Annotated in this window: 23 protein-coding genes and 1 pseudogene; 16 read left to right on the top strand and 8 right to left on the bottom strand. The window is 59.2% G+C overall.

Annotated elements, in window-relative coordinates; translation table 11 throughout:
• Positions 1-616 precede the first annotated feature (616 nt).
• The 3 genes from LXE91_RS39275 to LXE91_RS39265 all read left to right on the top strand — a co-directional run bounded on the left by LXE91_RS39275 (position 617) and on the right by LXE91_RS39265 (position 1840).
• Complete coding sequence (locus tag LXE91_RS39275; RefSeq protein ID WP_046543970.1) at positions 617-949, top strand: hypothetical protein; 333 nt, start codon at positions 617-619, stop codon at positions 947-949.
• Between the two features lie 205 nt (positions 950-1154).
• On the top strand, positions 1155-1580 hold the full coding sequence (locus tag LXE91_RS39270; protein ID WP_135370856.1) for a hypothetical protein: 426 nt from the start codon (positions 1155-1157) through the stop codon (positions 1578-1580).
• Positions 1581-1624: 44 nt separating this feature from the next.
• A complete protein-coding gene (locus tag LXE91_RS39265) occupies positions 1625-1840 on the top strand; it encodes a hypothetical protein (RefSeq protein ID WP_046543968.1) in 216 nt (71 codons plus the stop codon).
• A 659-nt stretch (positions 1841-2499) separates the two neighbouring features.
• On the opposite strand, the gene LXE91_RS39260 is transcribed toward LXE91_RS39265, so the two are convergent.
• On the bottom strand, positions 2500-2676 hold the full coding sequence (locus LXE91_RS39260) for a hypothetical protein (protein ID WP_158077537.1): 177 nt from the start codon (positions 2674-2676) through the stop codon (positions 2500-2502).
• A 91-nt stretch (positions 2677-2767) separates the two neighbouring features.
• On the opposite strand from LXE91_RS39260, the gene LXE91_RS39255 reads away from it, so the two are divergent.
• A complete protein-coding gene (locus tag LXE91_RS39255) occupies positions 2768-3523 on the top strand; it encodes a thioredoxin domain-containing protein (protein WP_052760146.1) in 756 nt (251 codons plus the stop codon).
• A 121-nt stretch (positions 3524-3644) separates the two neighbouring features.
• Entirely contained in the window at positions 3645-4163 is a 519-nt protein-coding gene (locus LXE91_RS39250) for a hypothetical protein (protein ID WP_135370855.1), read from the top strand.
• A 194-nt stretch (positions 4164-4357) separates the two neighbouring features.
• Here LXE91_RS39250 and LXE91_RS39245 read toward each other — a convergent pair whose 3' ends face one another.
• Positions 4358-6358, bottom strand: a complete 2001-nt coding sequence (locus LXE91_RS39245; protein ID WP_046543966.1) for an ATP-binding protein — start codon at positions 6356-6358, stop codon at positions 4358-4360.
• A gap of 289 nt (positions 6359-6647) precedes the next feature.
• On the opposite strand from LXE91_RS39245, the gene LXE91_RS39240 reads away from it, so the two are divergent.
• The 4 genes from LXE91_RS39240 to LXE91_RS39225 all read left to right on the top strand — a co-directional run bounded on the left by LXE91_RS39240 (position 6648) and on the right by LXE91_RS39225 (position 8906).
• The gene (locus LXE91_RS39240) at positions 6648-7112 is read left to right on the top strand and encodes a protein kinase family protein (protein WP_046543965.1); all 465 of its coding nucleotides are present in this window, start codon (positions 6648-6650) and stop codon (positions 7110-7112) included.
• A 66-nt stretch (positions 7113-7178) separates the two neighbouring features.
• A complete protein-coding gene (locus tag LXE91_RS39235; protein ID WP_046543964.1) occupies positions 7179-7562 on the top strand; it encodes a hypothetical protein in 384 nt (127 codons plus the stop codon).
• Positions 7559-7798: a hypothetical protein gene (locus tag LXE91_RS39230; RefSeq protein ID WP_077230921.1), complete on the top strand. Its 240-nt coding sequence runs from the start codon at positions 7559-7561 to the stop codon at positions 7796-7798. The genes LXE91_RS39235 and LXE91_RS39230 overlap by 4 nt, the downstream gene beginning before the upstream one ends.
• A 118-nt stretch (positions 7799-7916) precedes the next feature.
• Positions 7917-8906: a DUF932 domain-containing protein gene (locus tag LXE91_RS39225; RefSeq protein ID WP_046543962.1), complete on the top strand. Its 990-nt coding sequence runs from the start codon at positions 7917-7919 to the stop codon at positions 8904-8906.
• Between the two features lie 440 nt (positions 8907-9346).
• On the opposite strand, the gene LXE91_RS39220 is transcribed toward LXE91_RS39225, so the two are convergent.
• The 5 genes from LXE91_RS39220 to LXE91_RS39200 all read right to left on the bottom strand — a co-directional run bounded on the left by LXE91_RS39220 (position 9347) and on the right by LXE91_RS39200 (position 13694).
• Positions 9347-9652, bottom strand: a complete 306-nt coding sequence (locus LXE91_RS39220) for a hypothetical protein (RefSeq protein WP_046543961.1) — start codon at positions 9650-9652, stop codon at positions 9347-9349.
• Positions 9653-10027: 375 nt separating this feature from the next.
• Positions 10028-11065: a putative bifunctional diguanylate cyclase/phosphodiesterase gene (locus tag LXE91_RS39215; protein ID WP_076841564.1), complete on the bottom strand. Its 1038-nt coding sequence runs from the start codon at positions 11063-11065 to the stop codon at positions 10028-10030.
• Between the two features lie 71 nt (positions 11066-11136).
• Positions 11137-11658, bottom strand: coding sequence for an AAA family ATPase (locus tag LXE91_RS39210; protein ID WP_076841562.1), 522 nt, complete (start codon positions 11656-11658; stop codon positions 11137-11139).
• Between the two features lie 535 nt (positions 11659-12193).
• Complete coding sequence (locus LXE91_RS39205; RefSeq protein WP_135370854.1) at positions 12194-12706, bottom strand: polymer-forming cytoskeletal protein; 513 nt, start codon at positions 12704-12706, stop codon at positions 12194-12196.
• Between the two features lie 16 nt (positions 12707-12722).
• Positions 12723-13694, bottom strand: a complete 972-nt coding sequence (locus LXE91_RS39200) for a single stranded DNA-binding domain-containing protein (protein WP_135370853.1) — start codon at positions 13692-13694, stop codon at positions 12723-12725.
• Positions 13695-15569: 1875 nt separating this feature from the next.
• Here LXE91_RS39200 and LXE91_RS39195 point away from each other — a divergent pair.
• The 4 genes from LXE91_RS39195 to LXE91_RS39180 all read left to right on the top strand — a co-directional run bounded on the left by LXE91_RS39195 (position 15570) and on the right by LXE91_RS39180 (position 19968).
• Positions 15570-15869 carry a hypothetical protein gene (locus LXE91_RS39195; RefSeq protein ID WP_135370852.1) on the top strand — a complete coding sequence of 100 codons (300 nt, stop codon included), beginning with the start codon at positions 15570-15572 and terminating at the stop codon, positions 15867-15869.
• 83 nt (positions 15870-15952) lie between these two features.
• Complete coding sequence (locus LXE91_RS39190) at positions 15953-16831, top strand: hypothetical protein (RefSeq protein ID WP_046543956.1); 879 nt, start codon at positions 15953-15955, stop codon at positions 16829-16831.
• Positions 16828-18726 (top strand): ATP-dependent helicase, encoded by a 1899-nt coding sequence (locus tag LXE91_RS39185; RefSeq protein ID WP_046543955.1) that lies wholly within the window; start codon positions 16828-16830, stop codon positions 18724-18726. Before LXE91_RS39190 ends, LXE91_RS39185 begins: the two co-directional genes overlap by 4 nt.
• Positions 18727-19482: 756 nt before the next feature.
• A complete protein-coding gene (locus LXE91_RS39180) occupies positions 19483-19968 on the top strand; it encodes a hypothetical protein (protein WP_046543953.1) in 486 nt (161 codons plus the stop codon).
• Between the two features lie 227 nt (positions 19969-20195).
• Here LXE91_RS39180 and LXE91_RS39175 read toward each other — a convergent pair whose 3' ends face one another.
• Positions 20196-20768 carry a hypothetical protein gene (locus tag LXE91_RS39175; RefSeq protein WP_046543952.1) on the bottom strand — a complete coding sequence of 191 codons (573 nt, stop codon included), beginning with the start codon at positions 20766-20768 and terminating at the stop codon, positions 20196-20198.
• Between the two features lie 456 nt (positions 20769-21224).
• Between LXE91_RS39175 and LXE91_RS39170 the strand changes: the two are divergent.
• From LXE91_RS39170 to LXE91_RS39160, 3 genes and pseudogenes are all read left to right on the top strand, one after another.
• A pseudogene (locus LXE91_RS39170) lies at positions 21225-22265 on the top strand (ribonucleotide-diphosphate reductase subunit beta); the annotation flags it as partial.
• A 171-nt stretch (positions 22266-22436) separates the two neighbouring features.
• Entirely contained in the window at positions 22437-23078 is a 642-nt protein-coding gene (locus LXE91_RS39165) for a hypothetical protein (protein ID WP_135370851.1), read from the top strand.
• Between the two features lie 254 nt (positions 23079-23332).
• Positions 23333-26140, top strand: a complete 2808-nt coding sequence (locus LXE91_RS39160) for a ribonucleoside-diphosphate reductase subunit alpha (protein ID WP_082139530.1) — start codon at positions 23333-23335, stop codon at positions 26138-26140.
• The last annotated feature ends 432 nt before the right edge of the window (positions 26141-26572 follow it).

The raw sequence follows: 26572 nt of genomic DNA, 5'->3' as shown, positions 1-26572 counted from the left end.
ATGCATCCGCTTTACGACGCGGTATGCGAGGTGAGGGAGGTTTCAAACGGCCGGTTTGAGCTGTATCACCACTACGGTGAAGGTTCGATTCCCTGGCGAGACGACACCGCTTCGCCGGCATTGCGAAAGGAGGATGCGATCGAAACTGTCCGGACCTACCAGAAGGCATTCCTGGGGAACTGAGCTTCGGTTCTACACTCGGCCGTCGATCGGCACCAAGCTATTGCTCGCTTGATTAGACCGTTCAGCGGACGCTGCCCATCTGGGCACGTCCGCTAACTCAATGCGGTCGGCCACATTCAACGCTAGCTAGTCGACCGCGCACGTTTGGCTCTATCTAACGAACTGCGGTATAGTTGGCTCAAGCCTGACTGCAGGCAACTTTTTTTCAACGCGTAGTCGCGCACCGGGTTTCTCCCGACCGAAATTTCAACTGGCAACTCCCCAGCACGTATCCAGTGTGCCGTGAATGCGTTCACGCCACAGCCCCTTCTATCGAAAGTTGGGGCGTGCTGATTTAACCCGCCGGCTCTCTGGCACAACATCTTGATCATCAATCCCACGCGGAGCCATCCGTTTGGGGTGCTCCGTACTCAACTTGGATGGAGCACGAAGAATGAACACTACCGCAATCGAATTTGCTGTCGCAGCAACCGCAAACGTCGAAGCCAGTGTGACCGTTTCGGTGATCGCGTGGAAGTCAGCTAACGGCTGGAGCTTCGAATGGTTCTACTCGGCCTTCAAGGCAGAAGGACTGTTCGAGCAAGCAAAAGCCGATTGCGAGGATCGTCACGAGTGCAGTGCCCGCGTGGTGCTGTGCGACGTCAAGGTATCCTCGTATGACGCCGCATCCACTGAGATCGAGGCTCAGCTCGAGGAGATCCTCTCGCGCTCAAGCATGTATCCGGCGCCCGACGCTCGGCTCAAGTCCGACCGTACGCTGCATTAATCGAAACCGAACGCGCGGCCACACAGTTTGTGTGCCGCGCGTACCTCCCTCATGCCGTGGCAACCAGCCACCGCATGCTGTACGCAACGGGCGTTCACGCACCATTGCGATGACACTCCAGTTTTCCCCCGCCGATTTCGGCATTTTCAACCCGGTGTGGGCACTCCCACCGTGGCGTGCTCCACCAGCGAAACTGGAGCATGTCATGAGCTCGCAACCCATCCGTCGCGCAAATCAAGCACTCGAAGCAAAGGTCCTTTCAGACTACCGTCGCTGTCTCGGACGAACTGTTCGCGTGAATCGAATTGTGGTCGAGGAGGATGGACGGTCGGTGTATCGAACGTTGTCCCGACCGGCGCTTGTGGAAGTGACGGCGACCGATGCCGATACGATCCTGCAGTACTCCACATCCGACCGCATCACCCCGCAATGGAACGTCAGAATCGTCGAGATCCATGACCCGGTACCGGACAACGCGCGCTTGCGAGTATTCGGCACGACCCGTCAAGCGAGCGGCGAATCGTTCATTGGCGATCTGACGGTCATCCCATTGACCGCGGTGCTTATGGCAAAATTTGCCACAATCATGGCGCAATGCTTCGTCGGCACATACCGGCAGCTGTCGGCGTGAAGCAACCGAAAATTGATGATGACCGAGACTCCACGAGGAAAGAAATGAGCGAACAAATCGACGGTCTGTCTGCCCATGTCGACCGACTTGCAGCTGCGAACTCGTTACTGCGCGAAGCCCGTGATCGAATCACCGATAAGCCGTGGGACGACCAGACCCTTCTCCACGCACGAATCAGTGAGTTTCTCGGATTGCCGGTGGAGTATCCCGACCAGGTGGCACAAGCTCGGGCCTCGCAAGGCAGCGACTTTGAAGACTAAGCCGAAAGTCCGCGGAAGGGTCGCCGATCCGTGCGGACGCTGAAGTGCCGACTGAATGAACTGAGTATCCGGGGGCGCCGCCTCCGGTGCTCCTCTGATTCTAGCTTGCGTGAGATCTCGCTCACCCAAGTACGCGACTCACTACTTCACTCCACGCCAAACACAAAGGGGCATCCGATGTCACATCACCACACCTTTGACCTCGGCAATCAGATTGCCGGCGCTCTCGTACGGGGTGTCATCTACCAAGGCGAACGTCGCGTCTTCCATGGGATGAGTACCCCGGCGATGATCGCGGTCGGCCTTTTTATTGTCGTGCTCGTAGCTATCGCAGCGAGACGGAGATGGTTCTGACGGCCGGCCCCCCCTGAGCTCACGGTGGGGGCGCCAGCAAGCGCGGAGGGTGCTCGAAGGGGCCGACTCTTCGGGGCGGCCGTTGACCCCACACATTCAACTGTCAGGAGCCGCGCCCGACTCGACGCGGCCGACACGTGCAAAGCAGTTTGGTGACCATAGCAACAACCCTTCGCACTCTACCTCAGAACTGGCACTGCAGACATTCAGTGCTTCGGCCGCCGACGTCGCGCCGCACTTGCTGCAAGCCCTGGTCGGCAAGCCCCCGCTTTCGGCCCGAAGTTCCACTTTCTCTCCCTCGCTCTTCAGTACGCCGGTCGGCGACGACCGAGCAACTTAACCACTGCGACAATCAGGATCCCAATCACGAGGATCTCGCTGAGCGACATTCCGCGAAGCAGGTGCCGCTCAACCGCGTAGACGACACCACGGACCGATGCAGCTGCGATCTCGTGCCCAATACTGAAGTGATGATAGCCCACGTGTGCTCCTGGAATTCGAGTTAAACATGGTCTGAGCATCCATCCGAAGTGGGAGATTGCAAACCGACGTCTCCTAGGAATTGAGCCTCGAATGCATCGTCATTTCATCGTCGTGCGGCTCGCTGGGTCGTCACACTTTCGTATCAAAATTCTGTCGGAGCCAATTGTGAGCCAGTGGACGAAGGGCTGGAAAGTGCCGGTGATCTCGGCTGCGGTAGGGGCTCTGGTTGCCGCCGGGTTCGCGGTATGGAGCCACCCGCAGGATTCCTATGGCCGGACTGAGTCGGGCTATGACGTCGCCCGAGCGACCAATATCTCGAAGCCGATTCTCACCGATGTCCGCCGGGGAGCCGTTTCTGAGTTCTTTTACTTAGGGTGCGAATATTGCAGGTCGTTCGAGCCGCTGCTCGAGGCCTGGCAGGCAAGCGAGGGAAGGGCGACACAGATCAACCGCGTACCCGTGACGGGTGGACGCGCGGACCTGACCAAACAAGCGACGCTCTTCTATGCTTTAGATAGTGTCGGCGCAGTTCCCCGAATCCAGGAGGCCGCTTTTGAGATTATAGCGCGTCGACCGGACTTTCCCTCGTCGGATCGGGAACTGGCAACGTGGGCCGCCACGCTGGGTATCGATCCGCTGCGGCTCATTGCGGAGTATCACGCGCCCGGGATGCAGGCACGCATCGACGCCGGCGACAGAGCGTTCCGTGCGATGGGATTTGCCACCGTTCCCTCCGTGGCCATCAATGGCCGCTTTGTTGTCACGTCGTCGACATCCGGCGGCGTCGCGAATATGCCGCGGGCTATGACTCAGGCTCTTCGCGCCGGCGCGGCGCAGGGTTCCTGACGGGTCAGGATGAGAGGTCCGTTTCCCGCGGAAAGCTCTGGGGATCGATAACCTGCACTCGCAGACGGACCTGCTGAATGCTTAGTGGGTCTCTGCCACGGGGGTCAAACTGGAAGCGCCGGTGATCAAGCATACCGAACGCGCTGTCGACCAAGGCTCGATGGAAGACAGTTTCGATGGGGACCCCAGTCTTTTTGGCGAGCATCTTCGCGAGCTCGAGCGTCGGTCGATTCATTACGACCGGCTCTTGAGAGGCATCCAGCCGGAGAAGGCGAGTAATCTGGGCGATGTCCTTCTGCATGAACTTGTAGCCAAGCGACGTCGCAAGCTCGCCAATGCTCTCTCGCGTCAACGGCCGGCCGCCGCTCTTCGCCCGAAGGTTCGCGAGCACGTCATCCGTGATCGCAGTCGTTTGCCGGTCGACGACGTGTTGGTACAACCCGATCATCTGGCGATAGTTGAGAGAGAGCCCGAGCTCGGCAACCACCTTTCGAAGCTGCTCTTTGGTCGGCTTTCGACCTCCGAGTTGCGAGCGGACCTGATCCAAGAGCTCCGCACCCGGCACGATTGGCGTGCGGCGCAAAGCCAGGGCAAGGCGGTTGAAGTCGGCGGCGCGGAGAACTACACCCAACGATCGTAGCTCTGCACGGATCCGTCCGTCCGGAAACCCCAATGTCGGGTCAGAAGGGTCGCCGAAGCGCTTCAGGACCATTGGCACAAGGGCGTCGATGTCAACTGCTTCTGCAGGGCTTGATGATGGTGTCGGCATATCGTGCGGGGTTTTGGAGAGACGAGGGTGGGCCGAGGCGGATGGCACACCGCCCCGGCGCCAGCTCAGAAGGATCCTGCTGGAGCTCGTAGAACCAGCTTTGCGGCATGCTCGACGTCCGACTCGCGGATATCCGAGGTGGATTCGCGCAGTCGACGAACAGCTGCAGAGTCGATCGCCTTCTGAATCACGGCATCGGCATCTGCAATCGAATGGCCGCTCAGGACGCTATCGAGCAGATCCTCGATCGACGGGCCAATCGCCCAGCCGTCAAGCGCGGAAATCTTTCCTCGAATGTAGGCGCGCATGTCTTCCGCCTCCGGCACGTCGAACACGATCTTCTCTTCGAAACGACCACCCCGAACCGCCGCGCTGTCGATCCGGTCGAAGTAGTTCGTCCCGGCAATGAAAAGCAGATCCCGAACACGGCCGCCAGCGCCGTCGATAGTCGTCAGGATCTTCTCCGTCAGCATCCCGTAGTTCGAATACTGCCGATCACGCAAAATCCCGTCAGCTTCGTCGAGAAACACGATCGCCGGGCGAATATCGCGAGCCTCCCTGCACAGTCGATCCCACGAATCCGGCTTCGAGACGATCTCGGCACCCGTGGTCTTGAGGAATGCCCACTCCGCTTGCTTCGCGAGGGCCATCGCGGCTTGAGTCTTGCCCGTGCCAGGAGGGCCAACAAAGATGAGACCCGTCGGGAGCCGGCCACCGACCTTCTCGAGCGAGTATACGTTCGCCATCTTGAACGCCATGTCCTTCAGCAGGCTTCGAGACTCCGCCGGCATCAAGATCTCGTCGATGCTCTTCACATTCTCGGGAAGCTTCCCCTTCCTGCCCTGCACCAGCCGAAGTGCCCGCATCCCGATTTCGAACGTAATCGGCCCAGCGAATTCCCCGCCACGCCGCATCTCACCGATCTGCTGACCGACGGCGGTCAGTCTCGCGGCACTGTAGCCGGCCCAGCGTTCTGCCAGCATCGCGACTACCGACGGCTCAGCCACGTCATAACCTGCGGTACTTCCAATTGCTCGCCGCAGAATGGCCTGACGAGCCTCCTGATCCGGTGCCGGGATTTCGACCTTGAAGTCGAACCGGCCTTCGCGCGTGCCGGCGCCGTCCAGGTCGTCCAGATGGTTTGTCGCAGCGACCAGGACGATCTTCGAGCCTCGCAAGTTCACGATCTCGGTGAGCATCGTGTTCGTCAGGTCCCGATCCATATGGTGAGAGCCATCGCTTCCCCGGTCCTTGAGGAACGAATCGATTTCGTCGATGAAGAAGACGCCGATTCCCTCTTTACGCGCCGCCGCAAACGCCGCCTTTACCTTCTGGACGGATTCGTTGACCCACTTCGACGCGACGTCACCATATGCGATCGAAAAGAATGGGACGTTGAGCTCACCTGCCAGCGCTTCAGCAAACATCGTCTTGCCGTTGCCCGGGTCGCCGAACACCAGAATGCCGTTCCGCGGGTTAGCGCGCGCAGCGGTGACGTCCTTGGCGGCCGAGAGCAGCCGGGCCTTCGTGTCCGCCATTCCCACCACGTCGGCGAACTTGTAGCGAGGTGTCCTCATGCAATCCGAGAAGTCGTAGGACGGCTCCGGCGGCTGTGCAGGTTGGTTCTGTCCAGGGGGCGGAGCCTTGCCCTGTGACTGAGCAGCCGGGGCCGCGGACCGGAGCGGCTCTTGGGAGCGCTTCACACCGCCGAAACCAGGCGCTCTGAGATTGAGCAGTACCGGCCGAATCCTCGGATGGGCGAACACGGCGAATGTCCAGACGCCCCACAGCGTGAGCATGTTCGACCACTCAGCGTGGGGAAGCGTCGCAACAGAATAAGCGCCGACCGTCACCAGAACATATGCGAACACGAACTTCAACGGCTTGTAGAAATCCGGAAGGGTGATGAGCAGCGGGACAACGATCGTCGCGAACGTGAGCTTGTCGATGTCGGTCGGTGATGCCAGGCCTCCGTGAGGAACGTGCGAAAGCGCTACGACCCAGATGCACATGCCGATGAGACGGATCAGCCAGCCGGCGGCCACCAGCGGCAGAAGCGGATTCATATTCACCTCTCAAATCACGGCAGGCCTGATTGCCATACCGTTTGCATATCTTGATTGTCCGGTCATTCCGCCAAATGCAAATCGGCGACAGGCAACCCTTATGTGAATGGTAACGGCATGCATTCGTATGAACTTGAGGGCCAGTTGCACAATCGGAACAACCCGGCTCCCTCGGCACGAGAGTTTGCACGCACAACCACTTCAGGTAAGATTCGGTCATCCATCCATTGGATGGCGTCCTCTTTCTAGCAGCCGCGCTGGCGGCATCAAGTGAAAAGTGGAGGACGAAATGGAAATTCCCGTTCCTGATATCGGGAACCGTTCGTACGAACGGATCCTGAAAGTCATTCAAGTGAAAGAGGTTGTAGGCCCGGGGCAGGTCACGAAGTTCGTGTCCGCCAGGCACCGGTGCCGCGATCCGATCAACTCTCCCGGCCAAGTGTTTGACGTCGGGCAGCTGCAACAGCGCGATCTCCGCGAACTCAGAACGCAGTGTCAGTTCGAGTATCCGGACTTCATCGTGCGAACCATCCTGAACTCGCCGCAGTTCGATTCCGACGAGGCGAGAGTTTTCCAGTTTCACCGGAAGACATCGAGCTCCCAGATCATCTACGGCACGGTCATCACCGACAGCGAATTGAACCTGGTCGACTACTGCATTGGTGGTCCACGCCTCGAGCAACGTCGCGCCGTCCTTCACATGCTCCTACGTGCTCTCTGCACGCCGCGCTCGATCGAAGTGCGGTTGCATTAAATCCCTCGGACTCTTCCCGCAACAACCGGCCCGTCCTGGGTCGGTCTCTATCCTGGAAACATCATCATGGCAATAGCTATTGGCTCCGCCTACGTGCTGTGCATCATCCGGACGCAATGCGCCTCCTTGGAGGCCCGCCTCTTCGTCCGTCGTGAGTCTGATGCGTCGCCCGAGTACTTCTGGCGTGCGGGCTCGTTGGCACCGGAATATGCGCCCTCGGCGATCGCAGAGGGAGAAATCAAAGCGCAAAGCGACGACGTTGCAATCTGCGAGTTCCAGACGCTTGTCCTCAAGGGCAAAGTGACCGGTTCAGACGGAAAGCCGTTCGGAGTATCGCGGGTCTTGGTTCAAGTTCTCCCGAAGATCACCGAAGGCCCTTTCCCGGGGCAGCTCACTTTGGCGCCGCAAGTTTCCGCCAAGCCGCCCGCGGCCGCGGTTGTGACTTCATGACAACCGTTGCCGAAGCAATCCGTAGAGCGGACGCAACAGGAGATGCCTACTTGATCCGCCTTTGCCTTCGCTCCGGTGAAGACCTTCGAGGTGCCGTCTTGGGAGCGTCGCAAAGCGACCTGGTGGCCGACGAGTCTGTAGCCCTCGACCTTTGGCATCTGGATCGCGCCGACCCCAGCGGTGAAACTCGAATTGTGAAGATCGATGACGTCGCCAAACTCGAGGTCGAGTGGTAGTCCCTGGCGATTCGTTTGGATCGTCGACAGTAATAGATCTACATGGCAGGCACCGGAAACGGTGCGCTGCCATTTTTTTTCTGACGGGCAAACGCCCAAGCAACTCTGGAGAACATCAATGCATAACATCACGATCACCGAAGCTGGCCGCGCTGAAATGGCTTTCGCGGGAGAAACGCCCTGGCACGGTTTGGGGCAGCAAGTCCAGCCCAATGCTCCGATCGAGCAGTGGCGCCGAGACGCGGGCCTCGAGTGGTCGATCGAGCGTCGGCCGGTCCGATTCGACACCACGGAGGACGGTGCTGGCGAACCGGGAAAACTTGATGGTCACGACGTACTCGTACGCAGCGACAACAAGAAGGGCCTGTCAGTTGTGACGAAGAAGTACCGCGTCGTTCAACCCGACTCGGTCCTCGGATTCTTTCGAGGGCTCACCGAGCACGCAGGATTCCAAATCGAAACGGCCGGATCGCTGCGGGAAGGAAGAATGATCTGGGTCTTGGCAAACACCGGTCTGCAGGAACAGATCGTCCCTGGCGACAAAGTTAAGGGGTACTTGCTCCTTGCGACGTCGTACGACGGATCGATCGCAACCACTGCGACGTACACCAGCACGCGTGTGGTTTGCAACAATACGCTCCGGCTCGCCTTAAATCGTGATCTCGAAAGTCATATTCGCATCCGGCACGACTCGGAGTTCGATCCCGATCTCGTGAAGTCCCAACTCGGATTGCTTGCCGACCAGTCGTGGAGCAACTTCGTCACCCGGATGAAGACGCTCTCCGGCGCTAGGATGGGAAGCGCGGAGGCGGGCATCGTACTGGCGGGTGTGCTTGCGCAACATCAAGCGGCAACCGCATCGACCGCGGTGACCGAAACCCGGGGCTACAAGAAGATCATGGAGCTCTTCAACGGTTCAGGTCGCGGTGCTGAGATGTCTGGCGTCCGCAATACCGCTTGGGGCTTGGTCAACGCGGTCACTCAGTATGTCGACTTCGAACGAAAGGCACACAGCAGTGCTACCCGGCTGAACAATGCATGGTTCGGCACCGGGGCGCGATTGAAGGATGACGTTGTCACGGAACTGCTTGACCTCGTGCAATCCTAAACCACCACTTTCCCTCCCGCCCCAAAGGCGCGGAGGGATCCCCTCGCTCGTTTCGCCGGGCCGCTAGTCCCTGCTGAGCATTTGCTCACTCTCCTTTTCATCGCGCTTGCACGCAATCTGGAAGAAAGCTGTAACGACGGTTCGTGGATACCGATCTCGTAGCGCCTCTTAGGCAGAGCGCCGAGGGAATGGAGCGACCGCGTCGCCGCGATGAGCGCGGCCGATAGGTTCACAGAGCAATGAACGGTTGGGTGAACGGCCGCCTGGCCCACTCGAGCCCGAGGGTACTTCGAAGTCACTTTTATGTAGTGGTGGCTGGGGCCAGGCGGATCGCAAACCAATGATCTCGCAGGCCAGCCAGCTGGCGCACGCCGACTAGGAGCGCACCGGCTGGCTCGTCAGATTGAGGCCACCACCTGAGTGTCGCAGCATCAAGGCAGTCACGAATCCTCTTCCTCGTCTCCATCCTCGGGGGAGTCATTCATCAGCCTGGTCTTGTTCGCGGCGTCGACAGCAACATCGATGTCAGTCGCCGACTCCCGATACACCCACCGCGCTACGTTGGCGTGGAAGGTTTCGACTTCATACCACGGTAGCTTGACGCCGGCGACCGTCCTCTTAGTAACGCGCACCGGAAAGCGTCGATCATCGCTCGCCGGCAAGAAGTGTACACACGAGGCCACCGCTGGGACGATTGCCTTGTCTTCAGCATACTCAGTGGCAAAAGCGGGGAATGCATTGTTCACGGCGTGCTCCGGCTGCGAAATTCGAGTGGTCGCGCGACGGCCCTAATCGACGGAAGTAGTAGTCTGCGTTCTGCCGGACTAGATCCCCCTTTCGGGCGCTTTGCATTTCGGGCGTCGTAAAGCAGGGCGACCGAACACCCCACCAAAACCTACAACCGGCCAAGGGCCGTGTCGCCGCTCGGACAGCGTGCGACTTCAATGTTATCGACACATAAACCGAATGCTTTAATTGACATCGCACAGCACGAATAACCATTCTTCGCGGCGGTGTCGCAAAAGACCACAACGGCTTAGCCAGGTGCGGAAGCATCCGAAACTCGGGCGCACACTCAATTCTCTCACTGGAATTGGAGACACAAGTGCTGCCAGGCGGACCTAGGTTGCCTCGGTACGAACTACAGCTGAGAATAATTGCCTCGCCGTCGCGAGTTGGCCGCTTGAACATCGCTCTTGCAAATCGACGGGAGATAGGGCGGGGCTGATCAGCCATCCCTGAATCTGATCGCAACCTACCTCGATCAAAGCAGCCTCCTGCTCGCGTGTTTCGACGCCTTCCGCAATGACGTTCATCCCGAGGCGGCCGGAGAGGTCGACGATCGCCTTGATGATCTCTCGATCGTTTCGCGAAGCGGGCAGTTTCCCGACGAATCGCCGGTCGATCTTGACTGCATCGAAAGGAAGGTGTTGCAAGTAGCTCAGGCTTGCGAAACCCGTGCCAAAGTCGTCAATCATGATTCGGATGCCACGGTATCGAAGCTCCTGAATCACCTGGGTGGCAACTACTTCGTGATGTGAGAGGCTGACCCCCTCGGTGACCTCGAGTGCGAGTCGCGAGTAGGGCAAATCGCTCCGCTTGATTGCGTCATCGACCCCCGCTACAAAGCCTTCACGAATCAGTTGCAAAGGAGAGACGTTCACGGACAAGTACGGGATGCATAGGCCTTCGCTCTCCCACAATCGCATCTGCCTACAGCCTTCCGCTAGTATCCATCGACCCAATGCATGGATTGCGCCGGTACGTTCAGCAGTCGGAACGAAAGTGGATGGTGGGATGCTCCCGTGTACCGGATGATGCCAACGCGCTAGTGCTTCAACGCCGATGACGGTTTGGGTGGATATGCCCCAGATTGGCTGGTACTGGATTGTGAACTCCCCAGCAGAGATGCCTTCTAGAAGGTCGCGCGGGAGCCCCAACCAGGCACGATCACTGTTGCCGACACCGATGCGAATGTGATCGGATGGCGCACCCTCGAGGAACCTCTTTGCCGAGGTGATGGCATCCCAGCACCGGCCATCTCGAGGCTCCCCATTGCGAGCAGCGTATTTCAACGCGTACTCGAGAAGGGTCTCGATAAGTTGAGTGCTGCCACGAGATTGCTGGTCGACGAAGGAGGAGGGCGTCACGTAGGTCACTCTCAATGTGCGGGATGGAGATGCCTGCCCCAGCGCCGGGACTGGCCTAAACCATGATTCCAGAACTGAGCCTACCGGGCGTTCGAAAGCTGGGAAAGTTGCCGCTGTGATCGGAGGTGGCGACATAGATCGGGGAGCAGTTCGTCGCGAGACGACTTGAGGCCTGGCGTCCACGCGCGCTTCGTCGTATCCGCACGCGCCAAAAGGCGTTGCTCCCTGATTTGCCGCGGCGTGAGCACGTAGACAAACTGCCACCGCTCGATGTCGTCGAGCAACGCAAGGTGCTCAATATTCGCGGGGAAGCCGTCGATCACGACCTTGTCCAAGCTCCTGGCGTAATCGAGGATTTCGGTCGCCGCCTGTGGGTTGAGCGCTTCCCCTGGCACGTGACGTGCCATTACTTGCAAAAGCCGAAGTGGAATATCGGCCGGCCTGGCTCCGCGCCGTGCAAGCCTCCCAATCAGCCCGACGCTCAGATGGATGTATCCCCGAGCAGTGAGCCGGCGCCCAACAGTGCTCTTCCCGCACCCGTGAGGGCCAAGCAGGAAAACGTGTGTTCCGAGAGACTCAATCAAGGCGCGGCGACCGCTCATGCTTCGGAAGGCGGGGCGCCGAACAAGAAATTTGTGGGCGACGAAGCGCTTCGAACTGCCGGCGAATGGGAAACGTAGAAGTCTGTCCGGTCTTGTTCGATCTGGCTAATGATCTGGAGGACGGACGCGACCCGCTGTTCCAAGCTTGCCTGGACATCAACCGTCGGCACGCCCCGGGCACTTCCTGCGGCTGCGCGAGGGATCTCCTTTCGAATAGTGCGGACGGCGTCACGAAGGCAATCGGTCGCGTCGCCGAGATTCGCATAAACATCTTCCCAGTTGCGACTCATTTTTGCCTCTGGAGGTTTGACTTTGTGGTGAGTTCGGAGCATGTAGCGACTGCGCTTGCTCCATTTTTGACGACGCACTTTAGCTCAGCGACCGCTCGCGTTGCGCCAGTCCTATCAGAGACATCCTGGAAGACCGCGCGACTTTCCCAACTGAGCCATGCCCACCAGATCAAGACCGCCATGGTCGCGGCTCGGCGCGACCATGGCGAGAAGAGACCTGTGTAGAACACCCTGGCGCCCGTCGGTTACTCGCCGATCTGTACGATCGTCCCTTCGATCGTGCCGAGCGACTCGAGCGCGCCGTACTCGTACTCCCCCTTGATCACCCCCACGTTGACGAGCGTACCGCGGACCTTCGCTTTGCCCGTGTGCTTGCCCAGCACGATCAGCATTTCGCATTCGATGTCGATCGCGATTTCGGCGTCGACGTCGATCACAACGGTGCCCTCCGACTTGATCAACGAGCCTGCGCTGTTCAGTTTGCCCTTGAACAGTGCACCGGCGCGCGTCTTGATCGTGCCCTCGAGCTCGAAGTCACCGGAGAACGTCGAGCGGATATTGTGCTTGTCGTGGTCGACGTAGAAGACGCCGTCGGCGTCGGTGGCGAAGGTGTCGATGATACGATCGAACATCGCTCGCAGATGCGAGATCGGCGATCGGCCGCGCGACCGCGCCGTCTGGGGAGCCTCTTCTTGCGGCTGTTCCGGGCGGCGGAGATACGCCACGCCTTGGGATTCGTGCTGTTGAGCTGCGCTCATAGGTTGCTCCTGGTCTTCAGTAAGCGACATAGTTGCCGCGGGAGGTTGAGAAGCCGCCACCGTGTCGTTGAACGGAAAGCAGCGTCGAACCGTCGGGCAATGTCTGTCCGACAGAAACCTGTTTCATCTGGCCGTGCTCAACCACGACCAATGCGTCACCGTTCTTCGTGACAACATTGAATTTGGGGGCAACGGGGCCAGTGCTCGTTGGATCTTGTTGCGGCACCTGCTGTTCTGAATCCGCCGCGGCCGGCGCCGGCGCCGCCGGTTGGCTCTTCGGCACTGCCTGCATTAACTGCACATCGACCGCGTCCCTGTTCGCCGGCGGTGGTGGCTCCGCTGTTTGGGGTTGCGCTGCGGGGCGACTGCTTGGCCGTACAGGTGCCGACTCGCGGGCGTTATGTACGGGAAGGACCCGAGGCCCGCTCTTCTTCGCCTGCGAGTTCGACTGCTCGGGTTCGGCTGCTGGAGCGGCGAGGACCTGAGCCTGCGAAGGTGGAGTACCGAGCAACGTCACCGCGTCACCGTTTCCTTCTTCTTCACCTCGATCAGAAGGCGCGCTGAAGGTCGGCGGATGAATCGTGAGATGGACCGGACCCTTTTGAACGTCGTCCCCGTAGGTCGGCATGTTCATCGGAAAGGGACCACCGCCTGGAAGGGGTATCCAGCCCTTCGCAGCGTCGTCGACGAGGTGCGCATCCTGGTGCGCGTGCTCGGAGCTGCTCTCGGAACCGGGAGCGACGAATGTGCTCGGTGTAACGCTCGGCGAGTAAGGTATTGCGGGATACGCGCTCGGCTGGCTGCTCAACGCCAGATCAATCGGGTCATCCGCGCTACGCCACGGCGTCAGGAAATGCGGAATTCCGAAGTGAACGGAGCGAAGCACCGTTGCCGTGTCGACGTGAACAAATCGCGTGACCCCCATCAGCGCTAAGAACGCGAAGGCAGCAATCAGCGTAAGCCGGCCTACCGACTTTGAAACAGCCACGACGCTCGCGCGAAGCCGTCCTGGGCTCAATTTCAGAGAGGCTCGGGGCGCGGTTGACGCTGTCACGCGAGAGGCGCGGTCGCGTCGGAAGAGCCTCCGTGAGACACTTGCTAACCGTAGTGGGGGAACATGCCACGTAGCGTGGCGGGAAACTAACCATTGATTGATGCGAAAGCGAAGCCGGTCACCGAATGGCAGATACGGAATCTCGTCCAAGTCTCGTGGCTGGACGAGGAAGTATCGACCTTCACGGAACTGAAGGTATGGTTTCCCAGGCGCGAGGTGGCGAACGACAAACGGCCCCGTCCTTACCGCCGTGACGGAAGGTCGTTTCGCTACGACGCTCGGATGGATCGCTTCACTCATGATGAGTGTGACGATACGTGAGATGACCTCGAACGTGGCTCGCGAAAGGTTACGGAATTACGGAGCCTTTCCTAGAAGTGGAAGTCCTCGTGAGATCGCGATCGGGGCATTGAACAATCTTGCCCACGCACGCGCGAGAGACACCTCGACGCGCATGATTCCGTGACGGTCCCACCACCCGTTCCCTAAGAGAAGAATGGGGGTCCCGTATCGCAAATGGTAAATGGGTAGTGCGGTCACCGACTCGTAGCACACGACTAGCGTGTAGCGGATATCACCAATCTTCGCAGTGTGTCCTATAGCACTCCAATGCGGCCTAAGGCCTTCCTCGATAAGGGGGATAGGTTGGATTGCGGGGTAAAAGGTTCGGTCCGGCAAAACCCAAACACCTTTCTGAAGGTGGTCCGCCCACGGCACTTTCCCAGAGCCTCCAGCTACCAGGCGCACATCCGGTGGCATGTCCAGCGCCTTTACGAGGCCGGACGATACCGCGCCTAGGACGTTCTCAGGGAGCAATATGGTTGGGCTGGACTCACCAGCCGCTTTGGCCTGTCTCGCAAAATCACGCACGATGGGTCCATAGCGCAGCGCTGCTCGAATCGATCCATCGAAGTCGGAGGGCGGCTGGTCAACGGCAAGGCTAATGGGCACTACGCCTGTGACGGGCGCAGCGACAACCCACGCATGGATGTTTAGGCAAGCAGCAATGAGTACAGGGATCACTACCGGGCGCCAGGTCGCCTCCCTGACTGCCTTCACTAGTGAGGCGGCTGCCCATATCAGGACAAGTAGCCCGAGAGCACCACTGGATGGAAACCACCAGCCGGCCGCGGCGCTCGGCGGTACGGGAACGAACAAAGCAAACGGCGGAAGCGATAGCGGAACAAACACCCACGCCGCACGTTCCATCGCGGTCACATCCCGCCGGAAAGCCGGGGCGGTACAGAGCGTGGAAAGCAGAGAAAGGGCGAGCCAAATTGTCAGCGCCATCGGAGCGCCAGCACCGACGTCGATTACCCCCACCGCTACGCTGGTAAGCGCGCCCAGATACCAGCTGAACAGGTACGTCAGTGACCGACTTCCGAGACCGCGCAAACACCAGAGAATCAAGGGGAGAGCAATGTAGCCTGCCGTTGCAAACGGCGGCCGGCCGAACTGTACCCCGCAGCCGAACATGACGGCCAGAAGGACAACGGGGTGAACAATCTTATTCCGGGATCTGAGTGGCATCCCGGGAGCGTAGTGAGGGAACCATCAGCAGTCGGATCGAATGAAAGCGCCTTAGAGTCTACATTCGCGCTCCTTGCATTCATCGGATCGCGGGGTTGCCCAAGTATTCATCGCCGAGAATGCAATTCCTCCATTGCGACAATACAGTGCGTGTTCGAGTGCGTCTGGGCTCGACATCGGAGTGACCGTTCTCGTGTCAGAAGTCACTCAGCATTCGCACATCTCCTTAGGAGAAGTCCAGCTAGAGTAGCGGGACCGTCCACGATCTGAGCGAATTACGTGAGCCTCGAGTCGAATGTAAAGGAAATGGTGGTTGCCATGGGCTTCCGCCACAAGAACAAGCCTGTCGAACTGCGCGATCTCGGCAATTCGATCGATACCACGCGACGCCGAGCGACTTTCCGCTATGCGATCCGATGGGCAAAGACACCGACACCTGCACTGGTTGACGAGATGCGCCTAGTGGTCCGGCGTCTACCTCCCACTACGCAAGCCTACGCAAGCGACGTGGAGTATATCGACGTCCAATTAGAGCTGGTGAACGAGGATCCCAATCGAAGCATGGTGCGTGCCGAATAATGGCGGAGACGACTTGATATTCCACCCGGGATGTCGAGCGGCCGGCGGGAAGCTATCGGGACTTCCAACAGAGTGAGGTAAGTATGAGCGCCGATAGCATCGAGCCCGGCAGTATCAGCAAGATTGTGTCCGCCGGCCTCGGCGGTCAAGAAAATGCAAACGACGCGGCTCCGCCCCCGAAGACGGCAGCAGAGCTCGAGGCCGAAGCGGCTCTTCGCGACCTCGATGCTGCCGCCGGGATGTCGACCGAGCCTGGCTCCGAGGGCGCCCAGCCGAAAGCGAGCGCGGTAAGTGAAGACGAGAATCCGGAAGCCACACGCGCGCGCCTGATGAAAAAGGCAGCGGCACAGCGCGAAAAGGGCCGGAAGTCGCTCACTACCGCCCAATCAGGGATCGCGATGGTCCAACAACAAATCATCGTGAAAGATCGGGTTGTCGGTTCAGCGCTCGAGCGATATCTCGGTGCGATCGACTACTGCGCGCACAATCTCCAGCGGTATGGCGAGATGGTCCTCGGGAAGCGATCCGGCGAGCTCGAGGAACAACTGAAAACGCTGATCGACGAGTTCTTCCACGATGCAGAGCTGGAACTCGGGCGGGTCACGATGCTTGTGACCGAGGGCCAGGCGCATATCAAAGGCGACGGCTTGCCCTGGGTCCAGCCGGAGGTTCTCGTTCCCGCCGTCAACATGAATGCAGTGTTCCGATCCCGCCTCGGCATCAGGATGCTGAAAGGGGTGATGAAGTACGATCAGTCGCTCGAGCTCATGGCCAGCCTCGAATGGAATGAGCTCATCAGCGATGGCGAGACCGGCAAACGTCAACTGCTCGCGAAACAGGGCGTCGGCAAGGTCTACGGCTTTGCGTCTCACGTGAACCAGTCGCTGGCCCGCCGAGCCGGCGCGAAGCCGGGTGAGAAGAAGGGCAACGCCGCCAACGGATCCAACGCTGCCGCTGCATGAACGACACCATTGCGCGAATCCTCGCTCCCTTGAACGACGAGCAGATGGCAGTGGCCAACTGCAACGGCCACTGCCTCGTCATCGCGGGTCCGGGGTCTGGTAAAACGAACACCATCTCGCGCAAGATCGCGGCGGCCCTACAGGATCCAAACGAGCGGATCGCCGCGGTCACGTTCACGCGAGAAGCCGCCCTCGAGCTACGAGCGCGGACCATCTCGCTTGCCGGCAGGGCTGCCGCTCCACGGCTCCTAGTCGGTACCTTCCACTCCGTCATGAACCTAATGTCGTTCCCCAACCTCGCTGTCGATGGGCGAGACGTGGTGTTTGGCCGCGACATCATCGCTGGTCGCCCGTGGCCATTTGGCAAGACGAAATGGAAGATCGTCAAAGAAGGATTGCGCCGTAGCTTCATTCACCGCGCACTATCTGAGCTCGCAATCGAGGATATCAAGCTCGAAGACGCCAGCCGTATCATCGAGCATGTCAAGTCGGGACGACCGGCGACTGAGCTCCGGCACGAGCAGCTGACCCAGATCTACACCGACATCATGACCCGCCAGAAGGTCATCGACTTCCAGGACATCCTACTCAAAACCAACGCGGGCCTAGATTCAGGCGCGGTTCCGCCGCTCGACGTAACGCGGCTGTTTATCGACGAATACCAGGACACCGACAAACCGCAGTTCGACATGGCTGCAGCTCACTTTCGCGCGAACGTCATTTTGACTGGCGTTGGTGACGATGATCAGTCGATTTACGGTTTCAGAAACGCCCTCGGCTACGAGGGCATGCTGTTGTTCGAGCGCAGCTTCGATGCTGAGCGATTGATGCTCGGAAACAACTATCGCAGTCACGCCGAGATCGTCGGCGCGGCCACGAAGGTCATCAATCACAACCTTGATCGCGTCGACAAGACCCTGGTCGCAATCAAGGGTGCCGGCGGCAAGACCGCATGGAAGACTTTCAAGACTCGCGAGGAAGAGGCGCACGCCGCCGCTGTCTACGCCGGCCAGGCGCTGACAGCAAGTACCAGCCGCCAGCCGTGTGCGATCTTCGCACGAAACAACCGCCGCCTCGATGAGGTCGAGGCTCGCCTGCAAACTCTCGGGATACCCTATCGCCGACCTCCTGGTGAATCGATCCTGAACAGTGTCGAAGTGATGATTTTCAGCGCGGCCGTCCAGGCGGTCGTGAAGCCCGAGAAGAAGGTGATTGACCAGCTTCTATCTTGGTGCAAGGTGGACGAGCAGAGCATCGTCAAGCTCGAGAAACTCTTCCGAGGGGCGTTCGTAATTGGTCAGGCCGAAGACTTCGACCGAGCGAAGGTGGAAGACTCCGTCAAGGAAAAGTGGAGAGCGTTCGTCAGGACCTTCACCGGTTGGCAATCGTCACTGGCCGCCGGCGCCGACACTTTGCTGGTGTACGGCATTTGCGAGTGGCTGACCTCGTATGCACCCGATAAGCGAAGCGAAAACGTTCTGCAAATCGCACGAGACATGTTCATGCCGCGCCGAGCTGATCCGGAACAAGGAATACTGGCCCAGACCGTACAGGATCGCCTGAAGGCCATCAAGATTGCCCAGAGCAAACCTGAGGCGAAGAAGGAAGAGGGCGAAGACGCCCCCAAGGTGGTCGAGCTAATGACGGCCCACGGCTCAAAGGGGCTCGAGTTCGACTTCGTATGGATCGTCGGTGCGGAAGACGAGGTGTTTCCGGCTAAGGACGGTACGCTAGAAGAGGAGCGGCGCTTGATGTTCGTCGCGATGACGCGCGCGCGCAAGGACCTGATGCTATCCACGGGTGGCGGGAAGCCCCCGAGCGGATTCTTGAAGGAAAGCGGAATCGAACGGATTGTGGATCCAGTGGACGCGGATCCAGACCTCGCGGCCGCGTGACGTGGCGACAGATCCCGGTCCGGACGCAATTTCTAGACAGACTATGGTTAAGTTGACCGAAAAGCAGATTTCCGCATTGGCGATCACTCAGGCTGCACTCGTCGAGATTCGACGGTTGGCAAGACAGCCAGTCTCTGCAAGCACGATGGCTGCCATCCACGACTTGGCCGATTCCCTACACAACGTGCCGCATGGAGTGACACGGCGGCCCGAGAGTCTCGCGCTATCCCGGATGTTCGACGAGGAGTTGGATCGAGACATAGAGGCCGCGGCGGCGGTGTTCTCGCGCGAACGTCTGCCTCTCTCCACCTTTCCCCCTGAGACTCGGATCCCGGTTTCCGCCGCTAGCGCCTACATTGCGTCTGGTGCACGCTTCCGTGTCCAGCCGCCTGCTGCTGGCGAGTCCGCTCAAGCCCCACGGAAACGAACCGGCCGCCGCCAGGGAATGGGATCTCGCCTCGCACGCATTATTCGGATTTTCTTCGGGTAGCGTTGTCGGACCTCGGTATGCCCAGATGAGCCCGCGGCAGCACTCAAGGGTTGGCGGTCTAGTCCCGCGTCACATTGTCGGGATTGCACGCGGCAGCGACAAACAGGCGCGAATAGCGGGCGGTATCGTACTTAATCACGTTGATCCTTGCCTTAAGCTACGAGTGCCCACTCAGCTGCGGAGTAGGCACACGGACTCTCGCGCGTTGTGCGGCACCAGTTAAATCCCGCGACTCAGCAACGACAACCCGTTGAGGCAAGAATTAAATGAAGAAGATCAGTGCCGTCATTGCAACCATCTGTATGTTTTCAGTGGCACAAGCGCAGGAGGTGTCGAAGCCCCCGGTCGTGAAGCCCATCGCTGGCACGCATTGCAGTACTGGTGCGGGCTCCCGTCCGCCAATGGCTTACGATGGCAATGACCATTTGATGCAGTGCTCGGACATCAGTACGAACGGCACGGCAACCTGGCAGTACGTTGCGGAAGGGGATGGTGATCGAATCATTCGTAAGCTAGACGAACTGAATGCGACAAACGTTCGGATTCTGGCCGCCCTCACGAAACTGCCCGCAGTCCAGCCGGCCGGAGCTGGCACCGATTCCGACGCAACCAACCGAACGGTTGAGAAACCCGTGTCGCCTTCGGCCGCCAAGGCACAGGCGAAATGCGATCTCAACGGCTACCTGACGATCGACATCGACGGCAACACGCTTATGTGCCGAAAACACCATTGGGTAGCGTTGTCCTCCTGACCGCCGAAGGACGTGGGGAGGTCGGCGAGATCTCGCGGCGGGACTCTCAAGATTGGGCACGCCCGCCTTCTGAGCCCGCCCACGACGGGACCTAGTTCGCGCAACGCAGCAATGCCATGACGCGCTACGCACGACCCACTGAGAGCACAATCCGTGTGATTCACCTGCGGGGCCGTGGCGACGAGCACCCGACCCATTTCGACCGCAGAAAGCTGGGATCAGTACCGTCAACTGATTTGAAGCTCATCAGCAAGCTCTGCCATGGTCTTAGGCACGATGCCCATGGCGTGCTGTTTGATCGCAACGAGCGCTAAGTGAAGCGGCTGCAGCATTGCTTCGCGCTGCTCGTACGTGATCTTCTTGTTGTATTCAGACATGTACAACTGCGCGATAGCCAGATCTGCGCGCTGCAACTCTCGGTAGAGCGTCGATAGCATCGGCAACACAAGGATCAGATCGAAGCGCGTCTTCCGCGAGATTGCCTCGTTCAGTTCGCCATCGTACGCCTCGGCGTCGATCTGGAGGCCGAGAGACGCGTACTTCAGGTCCTGCACCAGGCCGGGGAGCGCCTTGGCCGTTGCCTCACGTGTTTTCAATCCGCGACTGCGGATAAAGAGTCGCTCCGAGACAAAATAGAATTCTCGGTCCACCCATCGACGGATGAGCGGCGAGTGAACCCGCATCTCAATACGCGACGCAACGTTGGTGCGAATCGCCTCGATACGGTCGAGGTTCTTGGGGGTCGTGAGAGGCACGTCGGCCCAGAAAGCCTCCTGCTGGGACTGATCGGCGGTATTCAAGGCTAGTCGTCCGGTTAGAGTTCTTACAGCACGCGGCGCGCGGCCAAAGTGTCTTTCCGGATTCTCCCCGTCGTGTTCCGCGCGTTCGGTTCGAATGCCGCGACTTTCGCCTAATCTTTCGTGATTTGCAGTTCTCCGGATGGTCGACTATGATCCACATACGCCGAGTTGTCGGCATCAGATTCTCGAAGTACATCACCTTTCCCGAAGCGAGTGACCGGTGTTTCGGTTGGACTCCGCAATCAGATGCGCTAACGAGCGCATATCCCCATCCTGGCTGAACCCGTAGCGTTAGCGAAAACCTCTGCAGCATCGGTAGCCCCAATGGCCGATTCCTGTAGCGCTTTTCAATCGCGCCCAGGCGCAAAACCTACGGAGCAGTTCATCATGACAGCACTTAATTGGGACGAGACACTGGCGAATTCGGAGCATGTCGTACCCGCCACCCAAAATGGGAATCCGGCCGGCGCGAGCAGCTCGGCGCGTGTGAACATCGCCGACAAGCGCATCATCAACGGCCAGACTGACGTCAATCAGCTGGTGCCGTTCAAGTACAAGTGGGCGTGGGAAAAGTATCTGGCCGGTTGCGCGAACCACTGGATGCCGCAGGAAATCAACATGTCCCGCGACATCGCTTTGTGGAAGGACCCGAACGGTCTGACCGAGGACGAGCGCCGCATCGTGAAACGCAACCTCGGCTTCTTCGTGACGGCCGATTCGCTCGCGGCGAACAACATCGTGCTCGGCACGTACCGCCACATCACGGCGCCCGAATGCCGGCAGTTCCTGCTGCGCCAGGCGTTCGAAGAGGCGATCCACACGCACGCGTACCAATACATTGTCGAATCGCTCGGTCTCGACGAAGGCGAGATCTTCAACGCGTACCACGAGGTCACGTCGATCCGCGCGAAGGACGAATTCCTGATCCCGTTCATCCACACGCTGACGGATCCGGCCTTCAAGACCGGTACGCTCGAAGCGGATCAGAAGCTGCTGAAGTCGCTGATCGTGTTCGCCTGCATCATGGAAGGCCTGTTCTTCTATGTCGGGTTCACGCAGATCCTCGCGCTCGGCCGCCAGAACAAGATGACCGGTGCTGCAGAGCAATATCAGTACATCCTGCGCGACGAGTCGATGCACTGCAACTTCGGCATCGACCTGATCAACGCGATCAAACTCGAGAATCCTGAGCTGTGGAACACTGACTTCCGCGCGGAGATCAGTGACCTCTTCCAGACAGCGGTCGGCCTGGAATACGCGTACGCGGAGGATACGATGCCGCGCGGCGTGCTGGGCTTGAACGCACCAATGTTCAAGGGATACCTGCGGTACATCTGCAATCGACGATGCGCTCAGATCGGCCTCGACCCACTGTACCCGAACGAGGAAAACCCGTTCCCGTGGATGAGCGAAATGATCGACCTGAAGAAGGAACGGAATTTCTTCGAGACGCGCGTCATTGACTACCAGACGGGCGGCGCACTCTTGTGGGAGTAAACTCGCTTCATAACCGTTGAAAGACGTGGCTGCCGGCATCCCGCCGGCACCCGTCTGCCAGCGCCAACTTCATACCTTACTTGCCAGCGGTCCGCTGCCAAGTACCACGGTAGGAAACCGTACCCCCGTTTTGAAATGACCATCTTGCGTCACTACGGGAGAATCTTGAATATGGAAAACACATCGAATAAAGTGGCCCAAGCCTCGGGTATCGCAACCGGTAACTGCGGGACCTGCAAGTTTTGGGGGAGCGCAAAGGACGAGCCTTGGGGTAAAAACATGGGCATGGCGAAGTGCAACAACGTTCCCATGTACTACGACGTCTGTGAGGAGACTGGGTTCGAGAAGCCCGGCGAGGACTACCACGCCTACTATGTGCTGAAGCCGGAATACAAAGGCGCAAAGGCCGTAGCACTTGACGGAAGTGGTTACCGCGCGGAGCTGCTCACAACCGCTGATTTCGGTTGCGTCTCATATGCGCGTATCGAAGGAGCCAAGTCGAGTTCGCAGAAACTCGTCAGGTCGATGGACGGCACCGTCACCCCCTATGATCCTTCTCAGGTTCGATCAGCCGTCGACACGGTCACGAAGGACGAGCAGGAGATGAAGGAGCTGGGCGCATTGAGCTTGATGCCGGTCGGGTCGGAAATGGTCGACCAGATTGCCCACGCGATCGCAGTGCGCGTCGGCCGGTACTCGGGTGACATCGTCGAAGCTGACTACGTTACCAATCTCATTGAAATGGCAATCATGCATGTCGGGGCGGGGCTTGAGCCGCTTCGAGATCACGGGAAACGAGCCGGCCGTACGTGACCGGTTGCTCAGTCGCGCGGTGAGGTAGCGCAGTTTCACGGGCCGCCGGGTGGCACTGAAGCGACGAGAAGTACCCTTCTGAAATTCCCCCATCGAAATCGCGAGAAGACGCTGCAGCTGGAAGTATCCAGCTGCTCGTCGGACCGCCACTCCCTTCCGCTATTACCCCGCAAGCGCTGCTTGCCGAGTAACAACGCCATTTACGTTCCGACCGCTTTACAACGACGCGCAGCGTCATATTTTTGGAGGTTTCCATGAAATCGGAACAGGTCATCAGTAAGACCGTCGTCAAGCGGAACGGGGATGCGGTCGCCTTTGATCCGTCGAAGATCCGTGCCGCCGTGCTTAACAACACGCTGGATGTGCGTGGACTGAAGGGGAAAGGGGCGTTGCAACTGTCCCAGGCTGACCGCGATTTGGTCGATTCGGTGACCGATACGGTGGTCGAACGGATCGCACGGAAGCCAGATGGAAGTATCCCTATTGAGGACATTCAAGACCACGTCGAGCTTGCCCTAATGCGGATTGACCACGGACTTGCACGTGCCTATATCGTCTACCGTGAGAAGCATAAAGAGCAGCGACAGCCGACGGGAGCGACCTGCGACCTCACGCGGGAGGTGGTCCGGGTTGACGGTGAATCTACGGTAGTTGGAGTCAGCACCATCGTTGCTTTGCTGGCGCCCTACGCAGTGGGTCTGGACTTACCGCCACTCGAAGAAATAGCTGAGGGAGCCCTGAAGCAGGGGTACAAGGGAATGCCGATGCACGCGCTATTCTCCGCCGTCAAGCTGGAGGTGCGTCAGCGAATCGAAACGCACCCGGACGCATCGTGGCTCGCGGCCCGCCTCATGATCGGTGACCTGTTCCAGGAGGTTGCTGGCAGGGAGATCCCGCCGGCCGACACCGTCGCGTACTACCGAGACGCATTCGAGGGATACGTGCGAAAGGCTATCGACGCTGAGCTTCTCGACGAGCGGCTTGGCCGTTTTGACCTCGCGCGACTGGCCGAAGCGATCAATCCTGGGGGAGACTCACAGTTCGATCTGTTGGCGATCAGCACGCTCTACGACCGATACCTGTTGCACATCGGGGAGGTTCGAGTGGAGCTACCGCAGTGGCTCTTGATGCGAGTGGCGATGGGGTTGTCGCTGAACGAGATTGAGCGCGAGGAGCGAGCGATTGAGTTTTATCGCGTCCTCAGCTCGTTGGAATTCATGTCGTCGACGCCAACACTGTTCAACTCCGGAACCCGCCGACCGCAGTTGTCGTCCTGCTACCTCACAACGGTGTCGGACGATCTCGAAGGCATCTACGATTCGCTCAAGGACAACGCTCTGCTATCGAAATTCGCCGGCGGGCTCGGCAATGACTGGACGAACGTGCGCGCCCTCGGATCGCATATCAAAGGCACGAACGGCAAGTCCCAAGGCATCGTGCCGTTCCTGAAGGTCGTGAACGATACGGCCGTCGCAGTCAATCAGGGCGGGAAGCGAAAGGGTGCTGTCTGCGCATATCTCGAGACATGGCATCTCGACATCGAGGAGTTTCTCGAGTTGCGCAAGAATACGGGCGATGATCGGCGTCGCACGCACGACATGAACACGGCGAACTGGATTCCGGACCTGTTCATGAAGCGCGTGGAAGAGGGTGGTAGCTGGACGCTCTTCTCGCCGTCGGACGTTCCGGACCTTCACGACAGCTACGGCAAGGTCTTCGAGGCGAAGTATGTCGCATACGAGGCGGCCGCCGCGCGGGGCGAGATCAAGTTGCACAAGCAGTTGCCGGCGGTTCAACTGTGGCGCAGCATGCTGAACACGCTCTTCGAGACGGGACATCCCTGGATTACCTTCAAGGACCCGTGCAATATTCGCTCGCCGCAGCAGCACGTGGGTGTCGTGCATTCTTCGAACCTGTGCACGGAAATCACGCTCAACACCAGCGAGACGGAGATCGCGGTCTGCAACCTGGGCAGCGTGAACCTGTCAAAGCATCTGGTGGTAGGCGAGGGCGGCGTCGCGCAGATCGATCGCGCGAAGCTTAAGAAGACGATTCGCACCGCAATGCGAATGCTGGACAACGTAATCGACCTCAACTTCTACGCAGTTGAAAAGGCGAGGAACGCAAACCTGAAGCATCGCCCGGTTGGCCTCGGCGTCGTCGGGTTCCATGACTTGCTGCAGGAAATGCGCGTGCCGTACGCATCCGACCGTGCGGTCGAGCTGTCCAGCGAAGTCCAGGAGCTGGTGTCCTACTTCGCCTACCGCTCGTCCAACGAGCTAGCAAAGGAACGTGGCGCGTACTCGTCGTTCAAGGGGTCTCTGTGGGATCGGGGGATTCTTCCGCACGAATCGGTACGGATGCTCGAGGAAGAGCGCAGTGTGTCCATCGGGTTCGAAATCACGGTTCGCCTCGCTCAAGAGTGGTCTGATCTGAAGGAGGAGATTCGGAAACACGGCATGCGCAACTCGAACTGTGTGGCGATCGCGCCAACGGCCACCATCGCTAACATCATGGTGGCCTCAGAGCAATACCAGCCGGCCTACCAGAACCTCTATGTGAAGTCGAACTTGAGCGGCGAATTCACTGTTGTGAATCGGCGGATGTGGAGGGATCTGAGGGAAGCAGGGCTTTGGGATCCGATGATGGTTATGGACCTGAAGCAGTTCGACGGTTCGTTGGCGAAGATCTCGCGGATTCCGGCGGACCTGCGTGCATTGTACGCGACCGCCTTCGAGATTGACCCGACATGGCTCGTGGAATGTGCGGCCAGGCGGCAAGTCTGGATTGATCAGGCCCAGTCGTTGAACCAGTACATGGAAGATCCGAGTGGTCCGAAACTTGACAAGCTGTATCGTCTTGCATGGCTGCGCGGACTGAAGTCGACCTACTACCTGCGAACGCAGGCAGCGACGCATGTAGAAAAATCGACTGGCCGGTTCACTGGCCAGCTCAATGCCGTTGCAATCGCGAACGTCCTCGCGGACGACGAACCCGCGGGTCCCGTCTGTACGATGCGTCCCGGCGATCCTGGCTTCGACGAGTGCGAAGCGTGCCAGTAGAGACGGGCTGATCGGGGCAGTTGAGGATGTAGGAGCAATGAAAGCATGAAACGAGGAGGGGCCTTTGCAAGATGGCCCCTTCCTCGCAATTTTGGTTTGCAAGATCGGGCTGCTGTACGTAGAATGACTTTCGCCGCACTGGCGGCAGCAAGTACAGATCCCTCGGCGCATCAGCAATTTCTGCAACTTCTAGGTTGCAAAAGTGGCTGAAGTCACGCCTCCCGGTTTTTACGCGCCTTCTTGGCACGACCGGAAAATCATCAATCGCAAGCTGAATCTGGTTCTCTCGCCCCGTCGCCGCTGCCCGCGACCTCGGTCCGGATATCCGCCCGGTACGCCAGAGATTTGACCGACGTGATTCTCATCACGTTGGCATCAACGTCAATCGCGATCAGGGAAGGCTCTATCGGGTCTTCCCACCACGATCTGCAA

The organism is Burkholderia contaminans, assembly GCF_029633825.1.
GTDB lineage: Bacteria > Pseudomonadota > Gammaproteobacteria > Burkholderiales > Burkholderiaceae > Burkholderia > Burkholderia contaminans.
Note: the sequence above shows the minus strand (reverse complement) of the source record. Positions and strands in the feature narration are given on the sequence as shown.

What these genes read in the sequence shown, in the direction of transcription:
- LXE91_RS39240 (WP_046543965.1), top strand. Translation starts at nt 6,648, where the DNA reads ATGGAAATTCCCGTTCCTGATATCGGGAACCGTTCGTACGAACGGATC.
- LXE91_RS39255 (WP_052760146.1), top strand. Translation starts at nt 2,768, where the DNA reads ATGCATCGTCATTTCATCGTCGTGCGGCTCGCTGGGTCGTCACACTTT.
- LXE91_RS39180 (WP_046543953.1), top strand. Translation starts at nt 19,483, where the DNA reads ATGAAGAAGATCAGTGCCGTCATTGCAACCATCTGTATGTTTTCAGTG.
- LXE91_RS39225 (WP_046543962.1), top strand. Translation starts at nt 7,917, where the DNA reads ATGCATAACATCACGATCACCGAAGCTGGCCGCGCTGAAATGGCTTTC.
- LXE91_RS39185 (WP_046543955.1), top strand. Translation starts at nt 16,828, where the DNA reads ATGAACGACACCATTGCGCGAATCCTCGCTCCCTTGAACGACGAGCAG.
- LXE91_RS39270 (WP_135370856.1), top strand. Translation starts at nt 1,155, where the DNA reads ATGAGCTCGCAACCCATCCGTCGCGCAAATCAAGCACTCGAAGCAAAG.
- LXE91_RS39275 (WP_046543970.1), top strand. Translation starts at nt 617, where the DNA reads ATGAACACTACCGCAATCGAATTTGCTGTCGCAGCAACCGCAAACGTC.
- LXE91_RS39165 (WP_135370851.1), top strand. Translation starts at nt 22,437, where the DNA reads ATGGAAAACACATCGAATAAAGTGGCCCAAGCCTCGGGTATCGCAACC.
- LXE91_RS39190 (WP_046543956.1), top strand. Translation starts at nt 15,953, where the DNA reads ATGAGCGCCGATAGCATCGAGCCCGGCAGTATCAGCAAGATTGTGTCC.
- LXE91_RS39230 (WP_077230921.1), top strand. Translation starts at nt 7,559, where the DNA reads ATGACAACCGTTGCCGAAGCAATCCGTAGAGCGGACGCAACAGGAGAT.
- LXE91_RS39245 (WP_046543966.1), bottom strand. Translation starts at nt 6,358, where the DNA reads ATGAATCCGCTTCTGCCGCTGGTGGCCGCCGGCTGGCTGATCCGTCTC.
- LXE91_RS39265 (WP_046543968.1), top strand. Translation starts at nt 1,625, where the DNA reads ATGAGCGAACAAATCGACGGTCTGTCTGCCCATGTCGACCGACTTGCA.
- LXE91_RS39205 (WP_135370854.1), bottom strand. Translation starts at nt 12,706, where the DNA reads ATGAGCGCAGCTCAACAGCACGAATCCCAAGGCGTGGCGTATCTCCGC.
- LXE91_RS39210 (WP_076841562.1), bottom strand. Translation starts at nt 11,658, where the DNA reads ATGAGCGGTCGCCGCGCCTTGATTGAGTCTCTCGGAACACACGTTTTC.
- LXE91_RS39160 (WP_082139530.1), top strand. Translation starts at nt 23,333, where the DNA reads ATGAAATCGGAACAGGTCATCAGTAAGACCGTCGTCAAGCGGAACGGG.
- LXE91_RS39235 (WP_046543964.1), top strand. Translation starts at nt 7,179, where the DNA reads ATGGCAATAGCTATTGGCTCCGCCTACGTGCTGTGCATCATCCGGACG.